General features: G+C 71.1%; 24 protein-coding genes. 9 read left to right on the top strand and 15 right to left on the bottom strand.

What is annotated here, in order from left to right; all coding sequences use genetic code 11:
• Positions 1-162: 162 nt before the first annotated feature.
• Positions 163-618, bottom strand: a complete 456-nt coding sequence (locus tag ACFZBT_RS32145) for an ATP-binding protein (RefSeq protein ID WP_391111058.1) — start codon at positions 616-618, stop codon at positions 163-165.
• Positions 619-732: 114 nt separating this feature from the next.
• On the opposite strand from ACFZBT_RS32145, the gene ACFZBT_RS32140 reads away from it, so the two are divergent.
• Genes ACFZBT_RS32140 through ACFZBT_RS32130 form a run of 3 tightly spaced genes read left to right on the top strand, consistent with a single transcriptional unit; the run spans position 733 to position 1,927 of the window.
• Positions 733-1,545 (top strand): Scr1 family TA system antitoxin-like transcriptional regulator, encoded by an 813-nt coding sequence (locus ACFZBT_RS32140; protein WP_391111056.1) that lies wholly within the window; start codon positions 733-735, stop codon positions 1,543-1,545.
• Complete coding sequence (locus ACFZBT_RS32135) at positions 1,542-1,724, top strand: DUF397 domain-containing protein (RefSeq protein ID WP_391111053.1); 183 nt, start codon at positions 1,542-1,544, stop codon at positions 1,722-1,724. Before ACFZBT_RS32140 ends, ACFZBT_RS32135 begins: the two co-directional genes overlap by 4 nt.
• Positions 1,725-1,744: 20 nt before the next feature.
• Positions 1,745-1,927, top strand: a complete 183-nt coding sequence (locus ACFZBT_RS32130) for a DUF397 domain-containing protein (RefSeq protein ID WP_391111050.1) — start codon at positions 1,745-1,747, stop codon at positions 1,925-1,927.
• Here the strand turns inward: ACFZBT_RS32130 and ACFZBT_RS32125 are convergent.
• Complete coding sequence (locus ACFZBT_RS32125) at positions 1,924-2,763, bottom strand: ABC transporter permease (protein WP_391111047.1); 840 nt, start codon at positions 2,761-2,763, stop codon at positions 1,924-1,926. The genes ACFZBT_RS32130 and ACFZBT_RS32125 overlap by 4 nt on opposite strands.
• A gap of 7 nt (positions 2,764-2,770) precedes the next feature.
• Entirely contained in the window at positions 2,771-3,709 is a 939-nt protein-coding gene (locus ACFZBT_RS32120) for an ATP-binding cassette domain-containing protein (RefSeq protein WP_391111043.1), read from the bottom strand.
• 166 nt (positions 3,710-3,875) lie between these two features.
• On the opposite strand from ACFZBT_RS32120, the gene ACFZBT_RS32115 reads away from it, so the two are divergent.
• The gene (locus ACFZBT_RS32115; RefSeq protein ID WP_391111041.1) at positions 3,876-4,388 is read left to right on the top strand and encodes a DUF2165 family protein; all 513 of its coding nucleotides are present in this window, start codon (positions 3,876-3,878) and stop codon (positions 4,386-4,388) included.
• A 9-nt stretch (positions 4,389-4,397) separates the two neighbouring features.
• Here ACFZBT_RS32115 and ACFZBT_RS32110 read toward each other — a convergent pair whose 3' ends face one another.
• Together ACFZBT_RS32110 and ACFZBT_RS32105 are read right to left on the bottom strand one after the other, a co-directional pair.
• Positions 4,398-4,964, bottom strand: coding sequence for a hypothetical protein (locus ACFZBT_RS32110; RefSeq protein ID WP_391111038.1), 567 nt, complete (start codon positions 4,962-4,964; stop codon positions 4,398-4,400).
• Between the two features lie 87 nt (positions 4,965-5,051).
• Positions 5,052-6,035 (bottom strand): glycosyltransferase, encoded by a 984-nt coding sequence (locus ACFZBT_RS32105; protein WP_391111035.1) that lies wholly within the window; start codon positions 6,033-6,035, stop codon positions 5,052-5,054.
• Between the two features lie 95 nt (positions 6,036-6,130).
• Here ACFZBT_RS32105 and ACFZBT_RS32100 point away from each other — a divergent pair, with 95 nt between their 5' ends.
• Complete coding sequence (locus ACFZBT_RS32100) at positions 6,131-6,601, top strand: GtrA family protein (protein WP_391111031.1); 471 nt, start codon at positions 6,131-6,133, stop codon at positions 6,599-6,601.
• A gap of 18 nt (positions 6,602-6,619) precedes the next feature.
• On the top strand, positions 6,620-8,035 hold the full coding sequence (locus ACFZBT_RS32095) for a hypothetical protein (RefSeq protein WP_391111029.1): 1,416 nt from the start codon (positions 6,620-6,622) through the stop codon (positions 8,033-8,035).
• Positions 8,036-8,039: 4 nt separating this feature from the next.
• On the opposite strand, the gene ACFZBT_RS32090 is transcribed toward ACFZBT_RS32095, so the two are convergent.
• The 3 genes from ACFZBT_RS32090 to ACFZBT_RS32080 form a co-directional block, all read right to left on the bottom strand.
• Entirely contained in the window at positions 8,040-10,625 is a 2,586-nt protein-coding gene (locus tag ACFZBT_RS32090; RefSeq protein ID WP_391111026.1) for a bifunctional FO biosynthesis protein CofGH, read from the bottom strand.
• A gap of 43 nt (positions 10,626-10,668) precedes the next feature.
• A complete protein-coding gene (locus ACFZBT_RS32085; protein ID WP_391111023.1) occupies positions 10,669-10,875 on the bottom strand; it encodes a hypothetical protein in 207 nt (68 codons plus the stop codon).
• 234 nt (positions 10,876-11,109) lie between these two features.
• Complete coding sequence (locus tag ACFZBT_RS32080) at positions 11,110-11,958, bottom strand: TIGR03619 family F420-dependent LLM class oxidoreductase (protein ID WP_391111020.1); 849 nt, start codon at positions 11,956-11,958, stop codon at positions 11,110-11,112.
• A gap of 198 nt (positions 11,959-12,156) precedes the next feature.
• Here ACFZBT_RS32080 and ACFZBT_RS32075 point away from each other — a divergent pair, with 198 nt between their 5' ends.
• Entirely contained in the window at positions 12,157-13,686 is a 1,530-nt protein-coding gene (locus ACFZBT_RS32075) for a CehA/McbA family metallohydrolase (protein ID WP_391111017.1), read from the top strand.
• Here the strand turns inward: ACFZBT_RS32075 and ACFZBT_RS32070 are convergent.
• Complete coding sequence (locus tag ACFZBT_RS32070; RefSeq protein ID WP_391111220.1) at positions 13,683-15,353, bottom strand: helix-turn-helix domain-containing protein; 1,671 nt, start codon at positions 15,351-15,353, stop codon at positions 13,683-13,685. The genes ACFZBT_RS32075 and ACFZBT_RS32070 overlap by 4 nt on opposite strands.
• Positions 15,354-15,491: 138 nt before the next feature.
• Between ACFZBT_RS32070 and ACFZBT_RS32065 the strand changes: the two genes are divergently transcribed.
• Both ACFZBT_RS32065 and ACFZBT_RS32060 read left to right on the top strand, forming a co-directional pair.
• Complete coding sequence (locus ACFZBT_RS32065; RefSeq protein ID WP_391111014.1) at positions 15,492-15,713, top strand: hypothetical protein; 222 nt, start codon at positions 15,492-15,494, stop codon at positions 15,711-15,713.
• Between the two features lie 51 nt (positions 15,714-15,764).
• Positions 15,765-16,157, top strand: a complete 393-nt coding sequence (locus ACFZBT_RS32060) for a nitroreductase/quinone reductase family protein (RefSeq protein WP_391111011.1) — start codon at positions 15,765-15,767, stop codon at positions 16,155-16,157.
• 83 nt (positions 16,158-16,240) lie between these two features.
• Here ACFZBT_RS32060 and ACFZBT_RS32055 read toward each other — a convergent pair whose 3' ends face one another.
• The 6 genes from ACFZBT_RS32055 to ACFZBT_RS32030 all read right to left on the bottom strand — a co-directional run bounded on the left by ACFZBT_RS32055 (position 16,241) and on the right by ACFZBT_RS32030 (position 23,817).
• Positions 16,241-17,704 (bottom strand): aldehyde dehydrogenase family protein, encoded by a 1,464-nt coding sequence (locus ACFZBT_RS32055; protein ID WP_391111009.1) that lies wholly within the window; start codon positions 17,702-17,704, stop codon positions 16,241-16,243.
• 119 nt (positions 17,705-17,823) lie between these two features.
• Positions 17,824-19,554: an amidohydrolase family protein gene (locus ACFZBT_RS32050; protein ID WP_391111006.1), complete on the bottom strand. Its 1,731-nt coding sequence runs from the start codon at positions 19,552-19,554 to the stop codon at positions 17,824-17,826.
• An 89-nt stretch (positions 19,555-19,643) separates the two neighbouring features.
• Entirely contained in the window at positions 19,644-20,762 is a 1,119-nt protein-coding gene (locus ACFZBT_RS32045) for an LLM class flavin-dependent oxidoreductase (protein WP_391111003.1), read from the bottom strand.
• Between the two features lie 105 nt (positions 20,763-20,867).
• Positions 20,868-21,644 carry an SDR family oxidoreductase gene (locus tag ACFZBT_RS32040; RefSeq protein ID WP_391111000.1) on the bottom strand — a complete coding sequence of 259 codons (777 nt, stop codon included), beginning with the start codon at positions 21,642-21,644 and terminating at the stop codon, positions 20,868-20,870.
• An 8-nt stretch (positions 21,645-21,652) separates the two neighbouring features.
• Positions 21,653-22,555: a TIGR03619 family F420-dependent LLM class oxidoreductase gene (locus ACFZBT_RS32035; protein ID WP_391110997.1), complete on the bottom strand. Its 903-nt coding sequence runs from the start codon at positions 22,553-22,555 to the stop codon at positions 21,653-21,655.
• Between the two features lie 14 nt (positions 22,556-22,569).
• The gene (locus tag ACFZBT_RS32030; protein ID WP_391110993.1) at positions 22,570-23,817 is read right to left on the bottom strand and encodes an amidohydrolase family protein; all 1,248 of its coding nucleotides are present in this window, start codon (positions 23,815-23,817) and stop codon (positions 22,570-22,572) included.
• Positions 23,818-23,839 lie beyond the last annotated feature (22 nt).

The following is a 23,839-nucleotide window of genomic DNA, read 5'->3' as shown; positions in this document are numbered from 1 at the left end:
ATCGACTGCCCTCCACGCCAGCCGAGTTGGTGATGTTCACTCCTGCGGGTGAGCCGCGGGGGCGGTGGGGGTGGGTTGGTTCTTTCCCTGGTTCTTTGGTCTTTGGCGTCGGGACCCGCCGGGTCATGAGGGCCCGCGATCCGGGCCCCGACCTCCGCTGAGTCAGCCTGGATCGCGGTGTCCCGGCAAGCCCCATGCGTCCAGCGCCAGTTCCGCCCATACCGTCTTGCCGTGGGCAGGAGCCTCGGCCACGCCCCAGCGGTCCGCGTACGCCGAGACGATCCGCAGGCCACGCCCGCCCTCCGCGTCGTCCGCCGCCGGGTCCGGGACGCGCGGGATCCGGTCGCCCCGGGCGTCCGTGACCTCGATGCGGAGCATGCGGTCGGAGCGCAGCCTCAGGCCGAGCCGGAAGTCCCTCCCCCGGACGTGTCCGTGCAGCACCGCGTTGGACGCCAGCTCCGCCACCACCTGTGCGGCAGCCTCGTAGGGCTCGCCCCACTCGTCGAGTTGGCGTTCCGTGAGCAGGCGCGCCAGGCGAGCGCCTCTTCGCGTAGCGGACAGCTGGATCGTGAAGTGTCGGGTGAGGAGCGGGGTTTGCGCGCGGGATTTCTGGCTCATGTCACCCAGCGTGGTCGTCCGGTCTCTACTCTGAACAGCCATGACCCCGGTACGGAACGTGACCGTACGGACACCTCACGGGGTCGTACTGCTGGTACGTCAGGAGGGGAAGGCGTGGAGGACGAGGAAGCGGTGGCCGTGCTCAGGACGGTCGGGCGGCAGATCAGGATGTGGCGCGAGGCGGCCGGGCTGAAGCAGGCGGAGTTGGGATCGGCCATCGGGTACGGGGAGGAGATGGTCTCGTCCGTGGAGCGGGCGCGGCGCGTCCCGAAGCCGGACTTTCTCGACAAGGCCGATGAGGTGCTCGGTGCCGGCGGCAAGCTCTCCGTGATGAAGGAGGACGTGGAGAAGGCCCGGTATCCGAAGACCGTCCGGGACCTGACCAAGCTGGAGGACCAGGCTGTTGAGCTGGGGGCCTACTCCGCCCTGCACATCCATGGGCTGTTGCAGACCCCGGAGTACGCCCAAGCCCTGTACGCGATGAGACGCCCCGCGTACTCCGAGGAGGAGATCGAGCGCCATGTTGCCGCGCGCATGGCGCGAAAGGCCGTGTTCGATCGAATGCCCCGCCCCCTGGTCACCTTTGTCCAGGAAGAGATGACGCTGCGGCGGCCACTCGGCGGCAAGATGGTGATGCGCCGTCAGCTCGAGCACCTCATGCGGGTCGCCGAGTTGCGGCACGTCGAGATCCAAGTGATGCCCATGGACAGGGAGGATCACGCGGCGGTCATGGGCTCGTTCCGACTGCTGAAGCTCCAGGACGGCAAGGCACTCGGCCACACGGAGAGCCAGCTGTACGACCGGGTGATCAGTGAGCCGAAGGACGTACAGATCCTCGATATGCGTTATGGCATGATCCGGGCGCAAGCCCTCTCGCCCCGCGAGTCGTTGGCCTTCGTCGAGAAAGTGCTGGGAGAAGAGACATGAGCACCCAACTCGCCTGGTTCAAGAGCAGCTACAGCGGCAACGACGGCCCAGATTGCCTAGAGGCGGCCATATCCCACCCCACCATCCACATCCGCGACTCCAAGAACAGGGACGGCGCCCAGCTGGTCTTCACCAGAAGCAGCTGGGCCGAGTTCCTGGCACTCGCGGCGGAGTGCTGAGACAACCTGAGAGAGGCGGCATGACCACCGAACTCGACTGGTTCAAGAGCAGCTACAGCAGCAATGACGGCCCAGATTGCCTAGAGATCGCCATTTCCCACCCCACCGTCCACATCCGCGACTCCAAGAAGAAGGACGGCGCCCGCCTGGCAGTCGCAGACGGAGCCTGGTCCGAATTCCTGGAGTTCGCGGCGGGACGCTAGCCGACCCTCTGCATCGCCTTCCGCTGCCGTTCCGCCATCGCGGCCCCCGACTCTCGGCGGGCCATCCTGCGCAGGACGCTCGGGGCGAGGAGCAGACCGGCGAGCGTCCACGCGCCCAGTACACCCGCCGCCTCCAGGAGCCGCCAGGACGCGTCGATCTCGGCGGCGACCGCGTCGGCCGGAAGCAGTGCCGAGCGCAGAGCGAGACCGAGCCAGTACACCGGGAAGAGCTGCCCGACGGTCTGCAGCCACTCGGGCATTTCCGACAGGGGGAAGTAGATACCGGAGATCGCGACGAGCCCCATCACCGGGAACATCAACAGCCCGACGGTACGCGGGCTGTTGACGAGCGAGCCGATGACGGCTCCGATCGGCAGGGTCGCCAGGAGTCCCAGCGGGATCGCCCACAGCAGTGCCAGCAACGCTCCGCCGCCCTGCCCGGCGACTCCGTCCACCAGGAGCAGGCCGACGGCGAAGGGGAGTGCCATGGAGGCCAGGGCCGTACCCGACACCATGATGATCTTTCCGACCAGGTATCCGACCATGCCGTTGGGCACGGCCTTGGCCCGAAGCAGCGTGCCGTCCTCCCGCTCGGTGGCGAGCAGCTGCGCCGTGGTCATCATGCCGGTGAACGCGAGTGTCATCCCCAGCATGCTCGGCAGCATGAACGCGCCGGTCGAGATGCCGGCGCCCTTCAGCGGATCATCCCTGAGCAGGAACAGCGGCACCATGAGCAGGAGGGTCCAGAGCACGTAGCCGAACACGTCCTGGCCGGTGGTGAAGGTCTGCCGGAGTTCCGTCCAGCCGCGCCGGGCCCCGCTCCCGCCGCGTACCACACCGGGCTCATCGCGCTGCCTCCAGCTCCAGTTCGCGCACCATCGTCAGGTAGGTGTCCTCCAGGCTCGCCCGGCGCACTTCCAGCCCGCCGATCGCCTCGCCGTGCTCCTCGAACAGCTCACGGACGAACCGGGTGGGCTCTGCCGTGGCCTCCTCGAAAGGCCGCCCGTCCAGCGTCCAGCGCACCGTGGCCTCGGCCGACGCCTGCCGGGACAGCTCCTTGGCCGAACCGTCGGCCACGATCCGGCCACCGGCCAGAATCAGGATCCGGTCGGCGAGCTTCTCCGCCTCGGCGAGGTCGTGCGTGGTCATGAGGACGGTCGTGTTCTCGTCCGCAAGCCCGCGCACCAGGCCGTGGAACTCGTTCCGGGCCTCCGGGTCAAGACCGGCCGTCGGCTCGTCGAGGAACAGCAGCTCGGGTCGGCCGACGATGCCGATGGCCACGTCGAGACGCCTGCGCTGCCCGCCGGACAGAGTCCCGACCCGCTTGTTCGCTTGCTCGGTGAGCCCCACCGCGGCCAGGAGTTCGTCAGCGTCCCAGGGGCGCTGGATGGCGGCGGTGGAGTAGGGAACGTAGTACGAGCCGAGATGGGCCAGGAGTTCCCGCACGCGCCACTTGCCGTGGTCTCGCCAGGACTGCAACACGATGCCGAGGCGCGCCCGCCACCGTTCGTCCCCGCGAGCCGGATCGGTGCCGAGGACGGTCACGTCACCGTCCGATCGCATCCGGAAGCCTTCGAGGACCTCGATCGTGGTCGTCTTGCCGGCGCCGTTCGGGCCGAGCAGCACGATCACTTCACCTCGCCGGGCCCTGAAGCCGACGCCCTTCAGCACGTCATGGCTGCCGCGGTAGCGCATGCGCAGATCGCGTACGGCGATGACGGCGTCGCCGTCCGGTGGCGGGCTGCCGCTCCCGACCTCAGCTAAGGCGTGAGTGTTCGTCATCCGCGTTCCCCCCGTGCGACTTGTGTGCGCCGGGAGCAGCCCCGGTCTGCCTCTCGCTTGACGAACACATTACCGAGCGTTCGTGCGGCTGAGTAACCAAGTCGGCGCTGAGCAGGGCCGGTTATCGGTGTCGCGCCCGCCCCGGCCGCCGGGGAGAATGATCGACATGGCCACCTCCCCAACTTCACGCGGCACGCTGCCTCTTGCCGCCATGCTGCTCACCGCCACCATCGCCCTCTACATGACGCTCGTCGCCTTCGGGAACATCACCGACTTCGGCACCAACCAGCAGTTCGTCCGGCATGTGCTGGCCATGGACACCACGTTCAAGGACGAGGACCTGATGTGGCGGGCCATCACGAGCGAGACACTCCAGGACGCCGCCTACATCGCGATCATCGCGTGGGAGACGGTCGCCGCCTTCGCCCTGATAGCCGGGAGCTGGCTGTGGGCCAGGCGCGATCAGCGGCGCGCGCGGCAGCTGTCGACGTACGGGCTGCTGATGGTGATGCTGCTGTTCGGGGCCGGGTTCATCGGGATCGGCGGCGAGTGGTTCTCGATGTGGCAGTCCGAGAACTGGAACGGGCTGGACGCGGCGACCCGTGTCTTCCTGTTCAGCGGTGTCGTGCTGATCGTCAACCAGTTGTCGGACCGGGGGAATCAGACTCCCGCTACCTGACCACGACCTCTACTTGACGACCGCCACGGTCGTGCCGACCGTGCCGAACGCCCACAGTGCCGTGCCGTCCGCCTTCCGCATCCGGACTCCGCCCGTCTTGGTGCCGGAGGCGGCGGGCGGCGGTGAGGCGCCGTCGACCGCGTTGGAGAAGGCGACGGAGACGCCGTCCTTCGCGGCGAAGTACATGATGTGCTCGATCTGGACGCCGTCCGAGCCGGTCGTGCCCTCGTTGCGCGACGACACCGTGTACGAGCCGGGGTCGGGGCTGACCGTGCCCGGCCACACGGTGAACGTACGGCGGCTGCCCTCGCTCGCGTCGACCAGCCACACCCGCTTCTCGCCGAGGGAGTAGACGACGCGCCGGCCGGTGCCGGAGCCGTCGGGCACCCGGGTCGGGACGGACGCGGTGGGGGTGGGGGTGGGGTCAGCGCCCGCCGACGCCGTACTCCTCGGCTTGGCCGATGCGGCGGTGGGGTGCGGGCCCCGGTCCGCCTGCACGGCCAGGACCGTCACCGCGGCTATGGCTCCCACGGTCAGCCCGGTCGTCCAGGCCCACGAAGGAAGTCGGGCAGGCACGGGCACGCATCTCCTCAGTCACGGGACCCCGTACGGACATGGGGGTTCCGATCATCGTACTGCGCGCATGCCTCTCCCCCGGCGGCCTCAGGGGGTCTTGCGGACCGGTACCGGGCCGGTGCCCGCGCCATGGGCGGTGTGGAGCGGCGAGCGGGCGGGGGCCGGGTAGGAGAGGTGCACGAGGCGGGACTGCTCCTGCCGCATGTGCATGAGGGACTCGAGGATGTAGCCCACGAGCAGGACGAGGGCCGCGATGGTCATGATGGCGGCGGCCAGGATCGCCGTGGGGACGCGGGGCACGGTGCCCGTCTCGATGAAGTCGGCGATGACGGGGATGCCGAGGATGACCGAGACCAGGGCCAGCACGCCCGCGACCACGGTGTGGACGAGGGAGGGGCGCTCGCGCCGCGCCAGGTCGAGGATGACCCGCAGGATGCGCCAGCCGTCCCGGTAGGTGCGGAGTTTGCTCTCGCCGCCGGCGGGCCGTTCCCGGTAGTCCACGGCGACCTCGGCGGTGGGCAGGCGGAGGTGGAGGGCGTGGATCGTCATCTCGGTTTCCGTCTCGAACTCCCTCGCCAGCGCCGGGAAGGACTTCACGAAGCGCCGCGAGAACACCCGGTAGCCGCTGAGCATGTCGGTCACGTCGTTGCCGAACAGGGACCGCACGGCCCCCGTCAGCACTTTGTTGCCGGCCGCGTGTCCCGCCCGGTAGGCCCCGTCGGCCGTCACCCGGCGGGCGCCCACGACCTGGTCGTAGGGCCCCTCGAAGAGCAGGTCCACCAGGTCCCGGGCGCGGGAGGTGTCGTAGGTGTCGTCGCCGTCGACGATGAGCAGGGCGTCGGCGTCGACGTCGGCGAAGGCGCGCCGGATGACATTGCCCTTGCCCTTGCGGGTCTCCTCCCGGACGATCGCGCCCGCTGCCCGGGCGATCTCCACGGTGCGGTCGGTGGAGGCGTTGTCGTACACGTAGACGACGGCCTCCGGGAGGGCCGCGCGCAGGTCGCGGACCACCTTGCCGATGGCCGCCTCCTCGTTGTGACACGGCACGACACACGCGATCGTCGGTTCCACGGCTGCTCCTCCCGGACCGGTGCCGAATAGACGAAAATCATGCGATATGGGCGGGTCTGGGTGGTGAGGGCGCGCCGGGTCGTTACGCTCACCGTGTGCCGGTCCTCGCATCTGCCGCGCTGCGCGCGCGTGACGCCGTCAAGGGCATCTGGCAGGAGGCCGCCAAGTTCGGCGTCATCGGGGCCCTGGCCTTCGTCGTGGACAACGGCGGCTACAACCTGCTCGTCTTCGGCCTGCCCGGCGGCGCGCAGGGCGGGCCGATGCGGGCCGCCCCCGTGCAGGCGTCCGTCCTCGCGACGACTGCCGCCGCGCTCTTCAGCTGGGTCGGGAACCGCTACTGGACCTACCGCGGCCGGCACCGCGAGAAGGTGACCCACGAACTCGCGCTGTTCCTGGTGGCCAACGGCGTCGGGCTCGCCATCACCGCGGGCACGGTCTTCGCCTCCCGGCAGCTGCTCGGGCTCGACTCGGCGCTCAGCGACAACACGGCCCGTATCTTCGGCTGGGTGCTCGCGACGCTGTTCCGCTTCTACGCCTATCGGCGCTACGTCTTCGTCGCACCCTGAGCCGTTAACATCCGACTTATGGGACAAATGGGATGGGCGTCGCGTGCGCGGCGCTGGGTCTGGGTGCTGGCCGCCGTCGCCGCTGTCTGCTGCCTGGGCACGATCCTCGTCTTCGCCCCGGGGTATCTGAGCCCCGACAGCCTCGAACAGCTCCGTCAGGCCGAGGGCAAGCTGCCCCTGACGGACTGGCATCCGCCGGTGCTGAGCCTGGTGTGGCGTGCGCTGATCGCCGTGACCGGCTCGATCGCGTCGATGCTCGTCCTCCAGTGCCTCGTCTTCTGGGGCGCGCTGGGAGTGCTGTCGTGGTGTGTGTGGGGACTGACCGGGAGCCGTGGTGGCTCACTCGCCGTGCTCGGCCTCGGGCTGACGCCGTTCGTGCTGACGTTCGTCGGGGTGGTGTGGAAGGACGTCCACGCGGCGTTCGCGCTGCTCGCCGCGTGCGCGGTCGCGTTCACCGGGCTGCGGCTGCGGGACGAGGACCTTCGTCCTCCCGCCCTGCGGTGGGGGCTGCTCGGGCTGGGTGTGCTGTTCCTCGCGTACGCCATGCTGGTGCGCAAGAACGCCTTCTTCGCCGCGATCCCCGTCTTCGTCCTGCTGGTCCTCGCGCTGTGGCGCGCTCCCGGACGCCGTACGTGGGTGACGTGCACGGCGGCAATCGTGGCCGCCCTGGTCGTGCCGGCCGCCGCCATCTCCCTGTTCGCCCGGCCCCTGGAGACGAAGCAGGGCGCGCAGATCATGCTCGACGACCTGGTCCACGTCCTGAGGGTGGACGAACTCCGCTCGGCGGACGTGTCCCCCGGCCTGCGGGACCGGCTCGTGTCCTCCGCCGAGGAGTGCAGACGCGTCGGCGCCCTCTCGGACGCCTACTGGGCCTGCTACGACCGCCCCGTGGACGGACTGCGCGGGGACTCGGGCGAGATCACGTCCCTGTGGCTGGACGAGATGAGCGGGCACGTGCCCGGCTATCTCCAGTACCGGCTGCGGCTCTTCACGACTCTGCTGTTCGAGACCGGCTACGTCTACAAGGCCGGAATCACCCGCAACGACCTGGGCGTCGGGGTGGCGCATCCCCGTCTGGAGGACATGCTCGGCACGTACGTGCGCGGCATGGCGAGCGACCTGCCGTGGCTGTTCCGCGGCTGGTTCTGGCTCGCCGTGGCTCTGGTGCTGGCCGTCCGGCCGGGCGGGGGTTCGTTCTCGATGCCGGTCCGGGCACTGGGCATCAGCTCGGCGGCCTACATCCTCGGCTATCTGCCGATCATGCCCGCGACGGACTTCCGCTACATCTACTGGCCGGTGATCGCCTGCTCCCTCGGGCTGGTCCTGCTGTGGCTGGGGGGCCGGGGCGCGACGCCCCCGCCGCCGAAGGGCCCCGGCGCCGCCGCCGACCGTGCCGTGACGGCACATCAGCCAGTGGACGCCGGGGGCCAGTGAGGCGTCAGTCGAGCACCGGCAGCAGCTCCGGCAGATGGCCGTCCGAGGCCGCCGCCGCCCGCTGCCGCTCCTGGGGGACGTCCCCATAGAGGGTGTTGCGGGGCTTCGACGGGCGGCCCGCCGCGTCCGCCACCGCGATGAGGTCCTTGACCGACTTGTACGAGCCGTACGAGGAACCCGCCATGCGGGAGATCGTCTCCTCCATGAGCGTGCCGCCGAGGTCGTTCGCGCCGGAGCGGAGCATCTCGGCCGCGCCCTCGGTGCCGAGCTTCACCCAGCTGGTCTGGATGTTGGGGATGTGCGGGTGCAGCAGCAGCCGGGCCATGGCCGTGACCGCGCGGTTGTCCCGCATGGTCGGGCCCGGTCGGGCGATCCCCGCGAGGTACACCGGCGCGTTGGTGTGCACGAACGGCAGCGTCACGAACTCGGTGAAGCCGCCCGTGCGCTGCTGGATGCCCGCGAGGGTGCGCAGGTGCCCGAGCCAGTGGCGGGGCTGGTCGACATGGCCGTACATCATCGTCGAGGACGACCGGATGCCCAGCTCGTGGGCCGTCGTCACGACGTCGATCCAGTCGGCGGCGGGCAGCTTGCCCTTGGTGAGGATCCAGCGGACCTCGTCGTCGAGGATCTCGGCGGCCGTGCCCGGGATGGTGTCCAGGCCCGCCTCCTTGGCGGCGGTCAGCCACTCGCGGATCGACATGCCGGTGCGGGTCGCGCCGTTGACGACCTCCATCGGCGAGAAGGCGTGCACATGCATGCCGGGGACGCGTTCCTTCACCGCCTTCGCGATGTCGAAGTACGCCGTGCCGGGCAGGTCCGGGTGGATGCCGCCCTGCATGCAGACCTCCACCGCGCCGACGTCCCAGGCCTGCTGGGCCCGGTCGGCGACCTGGTCCAGGGAGAGGGTGTAGGCGTCGGCGTCCGTGCGGCGCTGGGCGAAGGCGCAGAAGCGGCAGCCGGTGTAGCAGACGTTGGTGAAGTTGATGTTGCGGGTGACGATGTAGGTCACGTCGTCGCCCACGGCCGACTTGCGTACGTCGTCGGCGACCCGGGCGAGGGCGTCCAGCGCCGGGCCGTCCGCGTGCAGCAGGGCCAGCGCCTCGTCGTCGGTGAGCTTCGTGGGGTCGTCGGCCGCGGTGCGCAGGGCCTCGCGTACGTCCGTGTCGATGCGCTGCGGTGCCATGCCCGGGGCGGCGGCCTCGCGCAGGGCGCCCCAGTCGCCGTACACCTCGTCGAAGTCGTCCCGCCGGTCGGAGGTACGGCCCTCGCTGTCGATCGTGGTGTGCAGGTCCGTGCGGCCGGACGCCGTGAAGACCTCCTCCGGCTCCTGCCACGGCAGGCCCTGCGGCAGCGCGTCGGGGCGGGCAAGACCGGTCTCCGGGTCGGCCAGCGCGGCCACGTGCGGGCGCAGCCGCGGGTCCAGCCAGGGCTCGCCGCGCCGCACGAACTCCGGGTACACGCAGAGCCGTTCCCGCAGCTCGAAACCGGCCGCCCGGGACTTCTCGGCGAGCTGCTCGATCTGCGGCCAGGGGCGTTCGGGGTTGACGTGGTCGATGGTCAGCGGGGAGACCCCACCCCAGTCGTCGATACCGGCGCCGATCAGCCGCTCGTACTCGTCGTCGACGAGGTTGGGCGGGGCCTGGATGCAGCCCGACGGGCCCATGAGCAGCCGGGCGACGGCGACCGTGGCGACCAGTTCGTCCAGTTCCGCGTCCGGCATGCCGCGCATCGCGGTGTCCGGCTTGGCGCGGAAGTTCTGGATGATGAGTTCCTGGACGCCGTGGTAGGCCCGGGTCACCTTGCGCAGCGCGAACAGCGACTCGGCGCGCTCCTCGTAGGTCTCCCCGATGCCTATCAGGACCCCTGAGGTGAAGGGGACGGACGAACGCCCCGCGTCCTCCAGCACCCGCAGCCGGACCGCCGGCTCCTTGTCGGGAGAGCCGTAGTGGGGACCGCCCGGCTCCGACCAGAGCCGGGTCGCGGTCGTCTCCAGCATCATGCCCATCGACGGGGCCACCGGCTTCAGACGCTGGAAGTCGGTCCAGCTCATGACGCCCGGGTTGAGGTGGGGCAGCAGGCCCGTCTCCTCCAGGATGCGGATGGAGATGGCGCGGACGTAGGCGAGCGTGTCGTCGTAGCCGTGCGCGTCGAGCCACTCGCGCGCCTCGGGCCAGCGGTCCTCGGGCTTGTCGCCGAGGGTGATGAGGGCTTCCTTGCAGCCGAGGGCGGCGCCCTTGCGGGCGATGTCCAGGACCTCGTCCGGGGACATGAACATCCCGTGGCCCTCGCGGCGCAGCTTGCCGGGGACGGTGACGAACGTGCAGTAGTGGCACTTGTCCCGGCACAGCCGGGTCAGGGGGATGAAGACGCTCTTCGAGTACGTGATGACACCGGGCCGGCCGGCCGCCTCCAGACCCGCGTCCCGGACCCGGGCGGCCGAGGCCGACATGTCCTCGAGCTGCCCGCCCCGGGCCTGGAGCAGCACCGCCGCCTCGGCGACATCGAGGGAGACGCCGTCCCTGGCCCGTTTCAGGGCGCGACGCATGGAGTTCTCGGTGGGGCCCGTTCCGGAGGTCGCGGAAGTCGTCATCCTTCGAGCATACGAGTGCGCTGATCAACCCGGGTGAGCCCCGTCAGTGGAAGGCCAGCCAGCCGATGCCCAGGGCGGACGTGAGACCCGCGGCGGTCACGGCGAGCGGCCTGTTGCGGTGCAGCGCGCACCAGACCAGCGCGGCGGTCACGAGCACGGCCAGCGTGCCGATCGCGGCGGGCAGCAGCCCTTTGCTGTAGCCGTACTCGTCGAAGTGGCTCGCGAGCCTCGCTAAGAAGGCGATCCTCATGAAGCTCCCCCCCCATGGGCGACATGAATCCGGCCCGCAGTTTAGCCAGCTGCGCCGGCGCGGGTGGGCGGTGGTTGCTCGCGCAGTTCCCCGCGCCCCTGAAGGGAGGCCTGCGGCCTCCTTCAGGAAAGCTCGGGGCGGAGCCCCGGGTTTCAGGGGCGCGGGGAACTGCGCGACCAGCCACGACGGAGCCGCGGTCGGCCACACACCCCCGCCCGGCAGACGAGACGCCGACTACCCCACAAACGCCCCGTACTGGTCCAGCGCCTTCAGCACCTCCCCCTCCCCCGCCGGAGGCAACTGCACCACGACCTCCTCGATGCCGAGGCCGGCGTAGTGGGCGAGCTTGCCCGGGGTCGGGTGGACGGCGTAGGGGACGACCTGGAGGGCCTCGGGGTCGCGGCCCGCCTCGGTCCAGGCGGTGCGCAGCCGGGGCAGGGATTCGGAGAGGCCGCGGCCGCCGATGGGCAGCCAGCCGTCGGCGTACTCGCAGATGTGGGCGAACAGCTTGGGCCCGGCGGCCCCGCCGAGCAGCGTGCGCGGACCGACGACCGGGCCGCGCGGCCTCCGCACGGGCTTGGGGTGCGCGTGACTGGCCCGGACACCGCCGAACTCCCCCTCGTACGCGACCGGCTCCTCCGACCACAGCGCCCGCATCAGCGCCATCCGGTCCCGGCCCAGCTCGCGCCGGGTGCGCCACCGTACGCCGTGGTCGGCGGCCTCCTCGACGTTCCAGCCGAAGCCGACCCCGAGGGTGAACCGGCCGCCGGAGAGGTGGTCCAGGGTCGCGACCTGCTTGGCCAGGTCGATCGGATCGTGCTGGGCGACGAGCGTGATGCCCGTGCCGAGACCCAGCCGCTCGGTGACGGCGGCGGCCTGGCCGAGCGCCACGAACGGGTCGAGGGTACGGCCGTACTCGCGCGGCAGCTCGCCGCCCGCCGGGTACGGGGTGGTCCGCTCGACGGGGATGTGCGTGTGCTCGGGCAGGTACAGCCCGGCGAAACCGCGGCCCTCCAGCTCCCGGGCGAGCCGGGTCGGGGTGATCGTCTCGTCGGTGAGGAAGATCGTTACGGCGATGCGCATGACGCATCACTACCCGGGGGACGGCCGACTGTACATACCGAGCGGTCGGCAATTCTCGGGTGCCGTATCGGCGAAAGCCGCCGATCCCCTTCCCGTGCCCGGGAGTTCACGGCTGAATACAAGGGTTGCACGGCACCACCCCCGCATCACCCATGCCACGTCACCGACGACACCTGACGACACCTGGGGAGCAGCAGCATGTGCGAGGACCATCAGGAGGACAGTCACGACGACGGCCACGGCGGGCTCGCCCGGCGGGCTCTGTTCGTGACGGGAGCGGCCGCCGCGCTTACGTTGGGAAGCGTGAGCTTCGCCGCAGCCGCCGAGGGCGGTCAGGAGAGCAGGACGCTGCGCGGCACCCTGCCGCCCGGCTCCCCCGACTTCGTGTACGTGCCCGTCGAGGTCCCGGCCGGGGTCCGGGAGATCAAGGTCGCCTACACCTACGACCGGCCGTCCGTCCCGGCGGGCACCACCGGCAACGCCCTCGACATCGGCGTCTTCGACGACCGGGGCACCGACCTCGGCGGCCGGGGCTTCCGGGGCTGGTCGGGCGGGGCGCGCACCGAGTTCTTCCTCCGCGCGGACGACGCGACGCCCGGCTACCTCCCGGGCCCGGTGCGCGAGGGCACCTGGCACATCGCGCTCGGCCCGTACACGGTCGCCCCGCAGGGCCTGTCGTACGAGATCACGGTCACGCTGACGTACGGCGAGCCGGGCGAGGCCGCCCGGCCGGTGTATCCGCCCGAGCGGGCCAAGGGGCGGGGGCGTGCCTGGTACCGGGGCGACTGCCATCTGCACTCCTGGTACTCCGACGGCCGCCGCACCCCCGCCGAGATCGGCGCCCTGGCCCGGGCGGCGGGGCTGGACTTCATCAACTCCTCCGAGCACAACACGCACTCGGCGCACGCGCACTGGGCGGATGTGGCCGGGGACGACCTGCTCGTCATGCTGGGCGAGGAGATCACCACCCGGAACGGGCACGTCGTGGCGCTCGGCACCGACCCGGGCACCTTCGTCGACTGGCGCTACCGTGCCCGCGACAACCGCTTCGGCCGGTTCGCCCGCCAGATCCGCCGCGCCGGCGGCCTGGTCGTCCCGGCCCACCCGCACGCGACGTGCGTCGGCTGCAACTGGAAGTTCGGCTTCGGCGAGGCGGACGCGGTGGAGGTGTGGAACGGCCCCTACACGCCCGACGACGAGGTGACGCTGGCCGACTGGGACAGCATGCTCGTGGCGTCCGTACGGGACGGGCGTGACTGGATCCCCGCGATGGGCAGCAGCGACGCCCACCGCGACCCGGACCCCGTGGGCAGCCCCCAGACGGTCGTCCTGGCCGACGACCTGACCCGCCGGGCGATCCAGGAGGGCATCCGGGCCGGGCGGTCGTACGTCGCCGAGTCCGCGAGGCTCGCGCTGTCGTTCCGGGCCTCCGGCGGGCGCGGCGAACACGCCGGCATCGGCGAGCGGTTGCGGGTGGACCGCGACACCCCGGTCACGGTCCGCCTGGAGGTCACCGGCGCACCGCGCTGCACGGTCCGCTTCGTCACCGACCAGGGCGTCCTGCACACGAGCCCACCGCTGCCGGTGGCGGGCGCCGGGGTCGTGGAGTGGCGCACGACGCCGTCCTACGCGGCGTACGTACGGGCCGAGGTGCGGCACGAGGCGGCGGCGGGGCCGCTGCCGGGGGCGTTGGCGGGGTTCACGAACCCGATCTTCCTCGGGCGTTAGGGGGCGTCGGGAGCGTCAACGGGCAGGGATTGCCCGGGCGGCAGCCCCCGCCCCCCGCTCCAGCGCGTCACGACGTACTCGAACAGGTCGGGGCTCCAGCGGCTCATCATCGCCGCGAGCAGGTCTTGGAGTCTGGCTCCCAGCTCGTTCAGCAGCCGGTCGAACAGGGAGCGGTCGCCGTCGGCCCCGAAGTACATCATCACGGCGACCGCTCCGACCAGCCTGTCGTCGGCCTCCTCGACGAGGAACGCGAACAGATCGCGCAGCGCCTGTTCGTCCAGTTCTCGCAAGCCGAGGTGGAACCGCTGGGCCACGGGGGCCGCGGGCCTGAGCTTCGGGCTGTCCTGGCGGCTGACCCGCACCATGACGGCCCCGGCCATGTCGTTCATACCGGCTTTGAGCAGCCCCGCCATCACATGGAACGGGAAGCCCGGGTCGACGGCGACGCGATAAGGCGCGGCCACCGCACCGATGGTGAGGGGGAGCGCGGCGCCGGACGGCTCCTCGCCCGCGAGGGCCGCGGTGATCAGTCCCAGGGCCTCGGAGGGTGTGGTCGCGCGCCGCACCGCGGCGTTCAGCATCCGGTCGCCCAGCGGCCCGCTGGGACCCTCGAGGGCCAACAGTTCGTGGTAGTAGCCGGCGACATTGCTCTCCGTGATGCGGGACGCCACCGCCATCACCCACGCGTCCTGGACCACGGTGTCGCCCAGCACCGCTCCCGGCGGGCCCGAGGCCCCGGCCAGCAGCTCCGCGGCGATCCGCAGGACGTCCCGGGCCGGTCGCAGGCGGCCGACGTCGGAGACGAGAGCGCTCACATGCTCCCGGTCCTTCCTCCGCGACAGCCACGTCATCAGGTCCAGCACCTCGTCCAGGGGCCGCGACCACGCCGCCTCCGTCAGATCCCGCGACGCCTCGGGAAAACTCTCCTCTTCCCACATCGTCAGCAACTGGCCCTTGAACACCTCCAGCGGGACCCCACCCGCCGACCCGCGCTCCGCCAGTTCCTCCTCCAGGCGCAGTACCCGCTCCCGCAGCTCGCGGCTGTGCTCCTCCGCCTCGGAACGGAGTCGCTCAGCTTCCAAGAGGTCCCTCTTCAACTGCTCGATCTCGCGCAGCAGCACCTCACGCGAGGCGGACAGGGACGCCTGCTCTCCGCCCGACGCGTCCCGCGCACCGGCGGCCTCGGCCCGCTCGGCACTCCAGTCCAGCTGGAGCTGGGCCAGCTCCCTGGCGGCGTCCTGGGCCTGCGCCTCCCGCTGCTGCAGCAGAAGGTGCAGCGCCTCGACATTGCGGTTCGCGCGCTCGGTGTCACGCCGGGACCTCGCCAACTCCACGCGCAGACTCTCCAGTCGGAACTCGGAGGGGTCGGTCTCCTTCAGCGCCGTAAGCCACTTGGCGTGGATCGCCTCTCTGGCCGCCGGAGTGACGGAACCACCGCGTTCGGCCTCGACCTCGGAGATGAGCTGCTCGATGAAGTGCTTGGTGGGCATCCGCCGGCCGCCGAAAGCGCGCGAGACCACCGACGGATCGACACCGATCCGCTTCGCGTACTGCCGCTGGCTGATGCCCAGCGTGTTGAACAGCTCCCTCAACGTGGTGCCGAGCTCGGCAAGTTCGGGCACCTCACCGCGTTCGAGCTCCGACGAGTTCCCGGAATTGCGGGCCACAACGGTCAAGGCGTCCCCCCGAAGTGTTGACTCGGTACTGGCACCATGGTGCGCCTTTCGCAACGTACCCGACCGGGCGGAGGGTTCCGTCATCGATCGCTCGCCGGCTTCTCGCCGCGACTCGAAGGGAACCCCCACATGCCTACCCGCTGGACCGGTCTCCTCGTCGGCGCCCGCTGGGCGCAGCGCGTCCTGCTCGTCCTGTTCGCGCTCGTGCCCGTCCTCGTCGTGACCCTGGCGCTCGTGCCCGCCCTGCTCGTCCTGCCCTTCCTCCGGTCGCGTACGGCCCACGCGCTCACACTGGTCGGCCGGCTGGCAGCCTGGACCCGGGCACTGCTGGTGGCGAGCCGGGAGCGGTGATCAGATGGACACCTGCCCTGCACGCAGCCTTGCGCGAAGGAGACCCCGCCCATGTCCCGACTCGCCGACGTCAGGTTCCGCGCCGCCACCGCCTTCCAGCGCCGCATCAATCCGCTCCTGCGCCGACTGCCCCTCCAGACGGTCGTCGAGACGAAGGGCCGCGTGTCCGGGTTGCCCCGGCAGACGCCGGTGGGCGGGCGGCGGGTCGGGGACTGCTTCTGGCTGGTGTCGGAGTTCGGCGAGCGGTCGCAGTACGTCCGCAACATCAAGGCCGATCCGCGGGTGCGGGTGCGGATCCGGGGGCGGTGGCACACGGGGACCGCCCGGCTGGTGCCGGACGACGACCCAGTGGCGCGGCTGCGGCGGCTGCCGCGCCTCAACGGGCTGGGGGTGCGGGCGTTCGGGACGAATCTGCTGACCGTGCGGGTGGACCTGGACGCGTGAGGGGCGCCGCACGGCTTCACGCCTCACCCCGGCGTGAGGGGCCTCACCCGGGCGTGAGGGGCTTCACCCGGGCGTGAGGGGCCTCACCCGGGCCACACGATCGCCTGCACCTCGCTGTAGGCGTGCAGGGCGTACGAGCCGACGTCCCTGCCGACCCCGCTCCTCTTGAACCCGCCGAAGGGAGCCTCCATGTTGCGGCCGACGGTGTTCACCCCGACCCCGCCGGCCCGCAGCCGCCGGGCCACCCGGAAGGCGCGGGCCACGTCGCCCGACCAGACGTAGTCGATGAGGCCGTAGTCGGTGTCGTTGGCCAGTTCCACACCCTCGTCCTCGTCGTCGAAGGGGATGACGACCACCACCGGGCCGAAGATCTCCTCGCGGGCCACGCGCATGTCGTTGGTGCAGTCGGCGAGGAGGGTGGGGGCGACGTAGAAGCCCGTCGGGAGGGCGGGGCGCTCGCCGCCCGCCACCACCACCGCGCCTTCCTTCCGGCCCAGTTCGACGTACGACTCCACACGGTCCCGGTGCGCCGCCGAGATGACCGGCCCGACCACCGTGTCCCGCTCCCTCGGGTCTGCCACCTTCAACCGGCCCGCGTAGACGGCCAGTTGCTCGACGAGACGGTCGTACACCCCGCGCTGCGCCAGCACCCGCGTCGGTGCCGTGCAGATCTGGCCGCTGTAGAAGGAGAAGGTGGTCCCGATCCCGGCCACGGCCGAGCCCAGGTCCGCGTCGTCGAAGACGAGCGCCGCACCCTTGCCGCCCAGCTCCATCAACTGCCGTTTCATACCGCGCCCGCACACCTCGGCGATGCGCTGCCCGACCGCCGTCGAGCCGGTGAAACTGACCATGTCGACGTCCGGCGACTCCACCGCCGCCTCGCCGACCTCCGTACGCGATCCGCTGACCACGTTCACCACGCCCGGCGGCACACCCGCCGCCTCCAGGGCCTCCGCCATCCGGTAGACCGACAGCGGGTCCTGCGGGGCGGGTTTGACCACCACCGTGTTGCCCATGGCCAGGGCCGGGGCGATCTTGCCGGCCGGGTTGGCCCAGGGGTTGTTGTACGAGGTGACGCAGGTGACGACCCCGACGGGCTGCCGGACGGCCAGCGCGCCCATGACCCCGGCCCTTCCCATGGGCCCGGCTTCGTTGATCTGCGGCGGGATCGCCCACTCGGCGGGCTCCACGCGCGCGTAGCGGCGGAAGCGGGCGGCGGCGACCCCGACCTGCATGGCGCGTGCGGTGCCTGTCGTCGCGCCTGTCTCGGCCTGGGCGATTTCCGCGTACTCCTCAAGACGGCCGCCGATGATCCGCGCCGCCCGGCCGAGGACCGCTGCCCTCTCCTCGGGGGACGTACGGCACCACGGCCCGAAGGCCTCGCGGGCCGCGGCACAGGCCGCGAGCACCTGATCCCGCGAGGCCTCCGGCGCCCACCCGACGGTCTCCTCGGTCGCCGGGTCGGTCACCGCGTAGTGCCCGCCGTCCGGCTCCACCCAGGAGCCGCCGACGAACAACGCCTGGCGTGCGGTGGCCCGTGCCGTCACCCCTGCCGCCCCCGCTCGCTCGCCTCTGTCGTCTCCCGTGCCGCCGCCTCGATCGCCCCCGGTGCGGCCTCCCGCGTCATCACCCGTACCGCCGCCCCAGTCGCCCCGGCCCCGTGCCGTCACCGCGTGCTCACCGTCTCCGTGTCCCGCCCCGAGCGCAGCACGCGTCCCGGCACCGCACCGGTCACCACGTCGTCCCGGATCGCCTCGACGCCGTTGACCCACACGGCCCGTACGCCGAGCGCCCGGGAGTCGAGCCGCGGGCTGTCGCCCGGCAGGTCGTGCACGAGGGTGGCCGGGCCCGCGTCGATCCGGTCCGGGTCGAACAGGACGAGGTCGGCGTGCCAGCCCTCCCGTATCCGCCCCCGCTCCCGCAGGCCGAAGAGCCGGGCCGGGTCGTCGGTCAGCATCCGCACGGCCTGCTCCAGACCCACCAGCCTCCGGCCCCGCAGACAGTCGCCGAGGAACCGGGTCGTGTACGGCGCCCCGCACATCCGGTCCAGGTGGGCGCCCGCGTCGGACCCGCCGAGCAGCACGTCCTCGTGCTGCCAGGTCTCCGCCCGCAGCGCCCAGGAGGCCGGGTCGTTGTCGGTCGGCATCGGCCACAGCACCGTGCGCAGCTCGTCGGCGGCGCAGATCTCCACCAGGCACTCGAAGGGCTCCTGGCCGCGCTCCTCGGCGATGTCCTTCACCACGCGCCCGGTCAGCCCGTCGTTCGCGTCGCTGTAGGTGTCGCCGATGACGTACCGCCCGAAGTTCGCCAGCCGCCGGAAGACACCCGCCTCCTTGGAGGTGGCCCGGCGCAGCAGCTCCGCCCGCACGGCCGGATCGCGCAGCTTCTCGATCCGCTCCGGCACGGGCAGCGCGAGCACCGGCCCCCACCCGGGGATGAGGTTGAGCGCGCAGAACGTACCCAGCGACATGTTCATCGGCGTGAGGATGGGCATGGTCAGCGCCACGACCCGGCCGCCCGCCTTCCGCGCCTGCTCGCTCGCGAGGAGCTGCCGGGGCACGCGCTCGGGGACGGACGCGTCGACCGTCAGCACGTTCCAGTTCAGCGGTCGCCCCGCCACCGCGCTCATCTCCGCGAACAGATCGATCTCGGCGTCGCTGAACTGATCCAGACAGCCCGCGACGATCGCCTCGATCTGCGTGCCCTCGTGCTCACCGACGGCCCGGGAGAGCGCCAGCAGTTCGGCCGGTCCGGCATGCCGGGAGGCGACCGGCTGCCCGTCCCCGTCGGAGTGGCTGGTCGACTGGGTGGTGGACAGCCCCCAGGCGCCGGCGTCCATGGCCTCCCGCAGCAACCGCACCATCTCGGCGAGCTGCCCCTCACTCGGCTGCCCGCCCACCGCCTCCGGCCCCATCACATACCGCCGCAGCGCACAGTGCCCCACCATGAACCCGGCGTTGACGGCGATCCGCCCCTCCAGGGCGTCCAGATACTCCCCGAACGAATGCCAGCTCCACGGCGCCCCCTCCTCCAACGCCACCAGCGCCATGCCCTCGACCTTGGACATCATCCGGCGGGTGTAGTCGGCGTCCTCGGGGCGTTCCGGGTTCAGCGGCGCGAGCGTGAATCCGCAGTTTCCGCCGGCGACGGTGGTGACGCCGTGGTTGAGGGAGGGGGTGGCGTACGGGTCCCAGAAGAGCTGGGCGTCGTAGTGGGTGTGGGGATCGACGAAGCCGGGCGCGAGGACGAGGCCGCTGGCGTCTTCGGTGGTGCGGGCTTCCTCGGTGACCCGACCGATGACGGCGATACGCCCGTCGTGAATGCCGACGTCGGCGGTGAAGCCGGGCGTACCGGTCCCGTCGACGACGGTCGCCCCTTTGATGACGTGATCGAGCATGACCACTCAACTCCTTGAGCTGCATGTCCCTTCAGGGGCGCGGGGAACTGCGCGACAAGCCACACACGGCCCGCACCCGCCAACGACGCTCAGGCCCCTCGACGGAACCGCGAAGTCCGATGCACAGGATCCGTATCGATCTTCGGAATCACGTACTCCCCGACCAGCCGGATCGTCTGCAACGTCTCCTCCTTCGGCACCCCCACCGGCAACCCGAAACTCAACTGATCCGCACCGGCCCGCTCCCACCGCTCACACTGCCGCAGCACCTCGTCCGGATCCCCGCAGATCAGCAGCTCCTCCTCGATGAGCACCTCCACGAACTCCTCGGTGTACTCCGGCAGCGTCTCGGGCCACACCGGGAACCCCTCCGGCCGGGGGAACGTGTCGTGGTACCGGAACACCAGCGAGGGCAGATAGTGCAGCCCCCCGCTCGCCGCGATCCGCACCGCCTCCGCGTGGGTGGGCGCGCAGATCGCCGTGGTCGTCACCATCACGTTGTCGTTGACGAAGTCGCCCACCGGCTCCGCGTCCACGATCGCCGACTTGTACTGCTCCAGCACCCACTCCATGTCGGAGACCTTCTGCACGCTGAAGCCGAGCACGCCGAGCCCCTTCTTCGCGGCCATGGCGTACGACGGCGGCGACCCGGCCGCGTACCACATCGCCGGGTGGGACTTCCCGTACGGCTTCGGCAGGATCTTGCGCGGCGGCAGCGACCAGTGCTTGCCCTGGAAGCCGGCGTACTCGTCCTGGAGCCACATCTTCGGGAACTCGGCGATGGTCTCTTCCCAGAGTTCCTTGGTGTGGTTCATGTCGGTGATCCCCGGCAGGAACCCGAGGATCTCGTGCGACCCGGCGCCCCGCCCACTGCCGAACTCGAACCGCCCCTCGCTGAGATGGTCGAGCATGGCGACCTTCTCGGCGACCTTCACCGGGTGGTTGACCGGCGCGAGCGGGTTGAAGATCCCCGAGCCGAGATGGATCCGCTCGGTCGCGTGCGCCAGGTACCCGAGGAAGACGTCGTTGGCGGAGAGGTGCGAGTACTCCTCCAGGAAGTGGTGCTCGGAGGCCCAGGCGTACTTGAAGCCGGACCTGTCCGCCTGGATGACGTACTCGGTCTCCTCCATCAGCGCCTTGTGCTCCGCGAGCGGGTCGGTCTCGGCCCGTTTGCCGACGTATCCCTGTACGAAGATGCCGAATTCCAAGGAGGTTCACCGCCCCTGTACCGATTCTGGCGATCTGACGCACCGTCAGATAGATGCCTCCGACTGTTCCATCCACCCCCGGGAGCGTCAATAGCTGATGGAGCGTCAGATAATGGTCACCCCGGCCAGCCACCCGCCGTCGATCACGAAGGGCTGCCCGGTGATGTACGACGAGTCCTCCGAGGTGAGGAACAGGGCGAGCCTGGCCACCTCCTCCGGCTGCCCGACCCGCCCCAGCGGCACGAGCTTGCGGTACAGCCGGTCGAGCCCCCGCGCAGCCTTCTCGGCGTCGGCGCCGGCGTCCGGGTCCAGCCGGGCCGGGTTGGACATCGCCGTGTCGATGGCGCCCGGGCAGACCGCGTTGACGCGTATCCCCCGCCCGGCCAGCTCCAGCGCGGCGACCCGGGTCAGCCCGAGCACGGCGTGCTTGCTCGCCGCGTACGCCCCCACCGCCGCCATCCCGGTCAGGCCGGTGTAGGAGGAGGTGTTGACGATCGTGCCCCCGTCGGCCATCTCCGGGGCGACCGTCCTGATGCCGAGGAAGCAGCCCACCTGGTTGACCTGGACGACCTGCATGAACTCGTCGAGGGGCGTGTCGAGGAGGGAGTTGAAGCGCAGGATGCCGGCGTTGTTGACGAGCCCGTCGACGTGCCCGTAGGCCTCCTTCGCCGCCGCGACAGCGGTCTGCCAGTCGTCCTCCCGGCCCACGTCCAGGTGGACGTACCGGGCGCCGATCTCCTTCGCGAGGGCCTCGCCCTGGTCGTCCAGTACATCGGCGACGACCACGCGTGCCCCCTCGGCGGTGAACAACCGGGCCTCCTGTTCGCCCTGGCCGCGCGCGGCGCCGGTGACGATGACGACCCGTCCGTCGAGCTTGCCCATGGCTCTCCTCACAGGTGGGGGGCGACCTCGGCGCCGAACGCCGTGATCTGGTCGGTGAGTTCGGCCCGGCTCCGGCTGCGGAACCGCACCTGGATCTGGTGCACGCCCATCGCCCGGTACGCCCGCAGCGACTCGGCGAGCTCCTCCGGGCCGCCGGTGAGGGTCCTGCGGCCCACGTCCCAGCGGGGCGTGCCGACGTACAGCGGCTCGGTGATGGCGCCGACGGTGAAGGCGCCCCGCCTGTGGGACTTCTCGCGCAACTCCCTGATCCGGGCGATCTGCGCGGGCAGCCGGTTCCTCGGATCCCCCTGCGGCAGCCAGCCGTCGCCCTTGAGCGCGGCCCGCCGTACGGCGGCGGGCGAGGAGCCGCCGACCCACACCGGCACCAGGTCCCGCGCCGGGCGGGGCCGCTGGCCGAGCCCCTCGAAGTCGTACAGCTTGCCGTGGTGCTCCGGGAACTCCTCCGGCCCCAGGGCGGCGCGCAGGGCGTCGATCGACTCGTCGAGCACGGCCCCGCGCTGCCGGAAGTCCACGCCCAGGGCCTCGAACTCCTCCTGGACGTGCCCGGCGCCGACCCCGAGCACCAGCCGGCCTCCGCTGAGGTGGTCGAGGGTGGCGTACTGCTTGGCGGTGAGCAGGGGGTGCCGCAGTCCGACGATCGCCACATGGCTGAGCAGCCGGACGCGTTCGGTGGCGGCGGCCAGGAAGGAGAGTGTGGCGACGGGGTCGTACCAGATGGTGCTCATGGCGGCGGCGAGCCTGCGCGGGATGCCGACGTGGTCGCAGCTCGCGAGGTAGTCGAAGCCGGACCGGTCGGCGGCGCGGGCGATCTCCAGCAGGTCGTCCGGTCCGGCCTCCGCCTCCCAGCCCTCCGCGTAGAGGGTGCTCTGCGACTGGACGGGAAGCTGCATCCCGTACCGCAGGCTCACCGCGCACCACCGCCGCCGCCCGGCCACAGCCCCTCGTCCGTCAGCCCGAGCAGTTCGATGGCGTTGCCGCGCACGATCCGCTCGACGACCTCCGGCTCCAGGTGTCCCATCTGCGCCTCGCCGACCTCACGGGACTTGGGCCAGGTGCTGTCGGAGTGCGGGTAGTCGGTCTCGTAGAGCACGTTGCCGACACCTATCGCGTCCAGGTTCCTCAGTCCGAAGGCATCGTCGAAGAAGCAGCCGTAGACGTGCTCGGCGAAGAGCTCCGACGGCGGCCGGTGCACCTTGTCGGCTACGCCGCCCCAGGCCCGGTTCTCCTCCCACACCACGTCCGCCCGCTCCAGGATGTAGGGGATCCAGCCGATCTGCCCCTCGGCGTACATGACCTTGAGGCCCGGGAACCGCTCGAACTTGCCGCTCATCAGCCAGTCGACCATCGAGAAGCAGCAGTTGGCGTAGGTGATGGTGGAGCCGACGGCGGGCGGGGCGTCGGCGGAGGTGGACGGCATACGGCTGGAGGAGCCGATGTGCATGGCGATGACCGTGCCGGTCTCGGCGCAGGCGGCGAGGAAGGGGTCCCAGGCGTCGGTGTGGATGGAGGGGAGCCCGAGGTGCGGGGGTATCTCGGAGAAGGCGACGGCACGGGCCCCGCGCGCGGCGTTGCGCCGGACCTCGGCCGCCGCGAGCTCGGCGTCCCACAGGGGGATGAGGGGCAGGGGGATGAGCCGCCCGTGCGCCTCCGGGCCGCACCACTCCTCCAGCATCCAGTCGTTGTAGGCGCGGACGCAGAGCAGGCCCAGTTCGTGGTCCTCGGCCTCGGTGAAGGTCTGGCCGCAGAAGCGCGGGAAGGTCGGGAAGCACAGGGCCGACTGGACGTGGTTGACATCCATGTCGGCGAGGCGGGCGGCGACGTCGTACGACCCCGGCCGCATCTGCTCGTAGGTGATGACCTCCAGCTTGATCTCGTCCCTGTCGTACCCGACGGCGGTGTCGAGGCGGGTCAGGGGCCGATGGAGGTCCTCGTAGACCCACCAGTCCCCGACCGGGCCGTCGTCGCCGGGCTGTCCCATCACCGGTTTGAAGCGCCCGCCGAGGAACGTCATCTCCTTCACGGGCGCCCGGACGATCCGGGGCCCGACGCCCCGGTACTTCTCCGGAAGCCGGTCCTGCCAGACGGTCGCGGGCTCCACGGTGTGGTCGTCCACGGAGATGATCAGCGGAAACGAGCTGTCGTGGGTGTCCATGGCGCTCACGGTAGCGCCGATC

It is taken from the genome of Streptomyces sp. NPDC008137 (assembly GCF_042957035.1).
Taxonomy (GTDB): Bacteria; Actinomycetota; Actinomycetes; order Streptomycetales; family Streptomycetaceae; genus Streptomyces.
The sequence above is the reverse complement of the archived record's forward strand: the minus strand, read 5'-3'. Positions and strand labels throughout refer to the sequence as shown.

Excerpts from the sequence above, each read along its gene's own strand:
- ACFZBT_RS32145 (WP_391111058.1), bottom strand. The coding sequence starts at position 618 with ATGAGCCAGAAATCCCGCGCGCAAACCCCGCTCCTCACCCGACACTTC.
- ACFZBT_RS32135 (WP_391111053.1), top strand. The coding sequence starts at position 1,542 with ATGAGCACCCAACTCGCCTGGTTCAAGAGCAGCTACAGCGGCAACGAC.
- ACFZBT_RS32130 (WP_391111050.1), top strand. The coding sequence starts at position 1,745 with ATGACCACCGAACTCGACTGGTTCAAGAGCAGCTACAGCAGCAATGAC.
- ACFZBT_RS32120 (WP_391111043.1), bottom strand. The coding sequence starts at position 3,709 with ATGACGAACACTCACGCCTTAGCTGAGGTCGGGAGCGGCAGCCCGCCA.
- ACFZBT_RS32115 (WP_391111041.1), top strand. The coding sequence starts at position 3,876 with ATGGCCACCTCCCCAACTTCACGCGGCACGCTGCCTCTTGCCGCCATG.
- ACFZBT_RS32095 (WP_391111029.1), top strand. The coding sequence starts at position 6,620 with ATGGGACAAATGGGATGGGCGTCGCGTGCGCGGCGCTGGGTCTGGGTG.
- ACFZBT_RS32090 (WP_391111026.1), bottom strand. The coding sequence starts at position 10,625 with ATGACGACTTCCGCGACCTCCGGAACGGGCCCCACCGAGAACTCCATG.
- ACFZBT_RS32085 (WP_391111023.1), bottom strand. The coding sequence starts at position 10,875 with ATGAGGATCGCCTTCTTAGCGAGGCTCGCGAGCCACTTCGACGAGTAC.
- ACFZBT_RS32080 (WP_391111020.1), bottom strand. The coding sequence starts at position 11,958 with ATGCGCATCGCCGTAACGATCTTCCTCACCGACGAGACGATCACCCCG.
- ACFZBT_RS32075 (WP_391111017.1), top strand. The coding sequence starts at position 12,157 with ATGTGCGAGGACCATCAGGAGGACAGTCACGACGACGGCCACGGCGGG.
- ACFZBT_RS32065 (WP_391111014.1), top strand. The coding sequence starts at position 15,492 with ATGCCTACCCGCTGGACCGGTCTCCTCGTCGGCGCCCGCTGGGCGCAG.
- ACFZBT_RS32060 (WP_391111011.1), top strand. The coding sequence starts at position 15,765 with ATGTCCCGACTCGCCGACGTCAGGTTCCGCGCCGCCACCGCCTTCCAG.
- ACFZBT_RS32050 (WP_391111006.1), bottom strand. The coding sequence starts at position 19,554 with ATGCTCGATCACGTCATCAAAGGGGCGACCGTCGTCGACGGGACCGGT.
- ACFZBT_RS32040 (WP_391111000.1), bottom strand. The coding sequence starts at position 21,644 with ATGGGCAAGCTCGACGGACGGGTCGTCATCGTCACCGGCGCCGCGCGC.
- ACFZBT_RS32035 (WP_391110997.1), bottom strand. The coding sequence starts at position 22,555 with ATGCAGCTTCCCGTCCAGTCGCAGAGCACCCTCTACGCGGAGGGCTGG.
- ACFZBT_RS32030 (WP_391110993.1), bottom strand. The coding sequence starts at position 23,817 with ATGGACACCCACGACAGCTCGTTTCCGCTGATCATCTCCGTGGACGAC.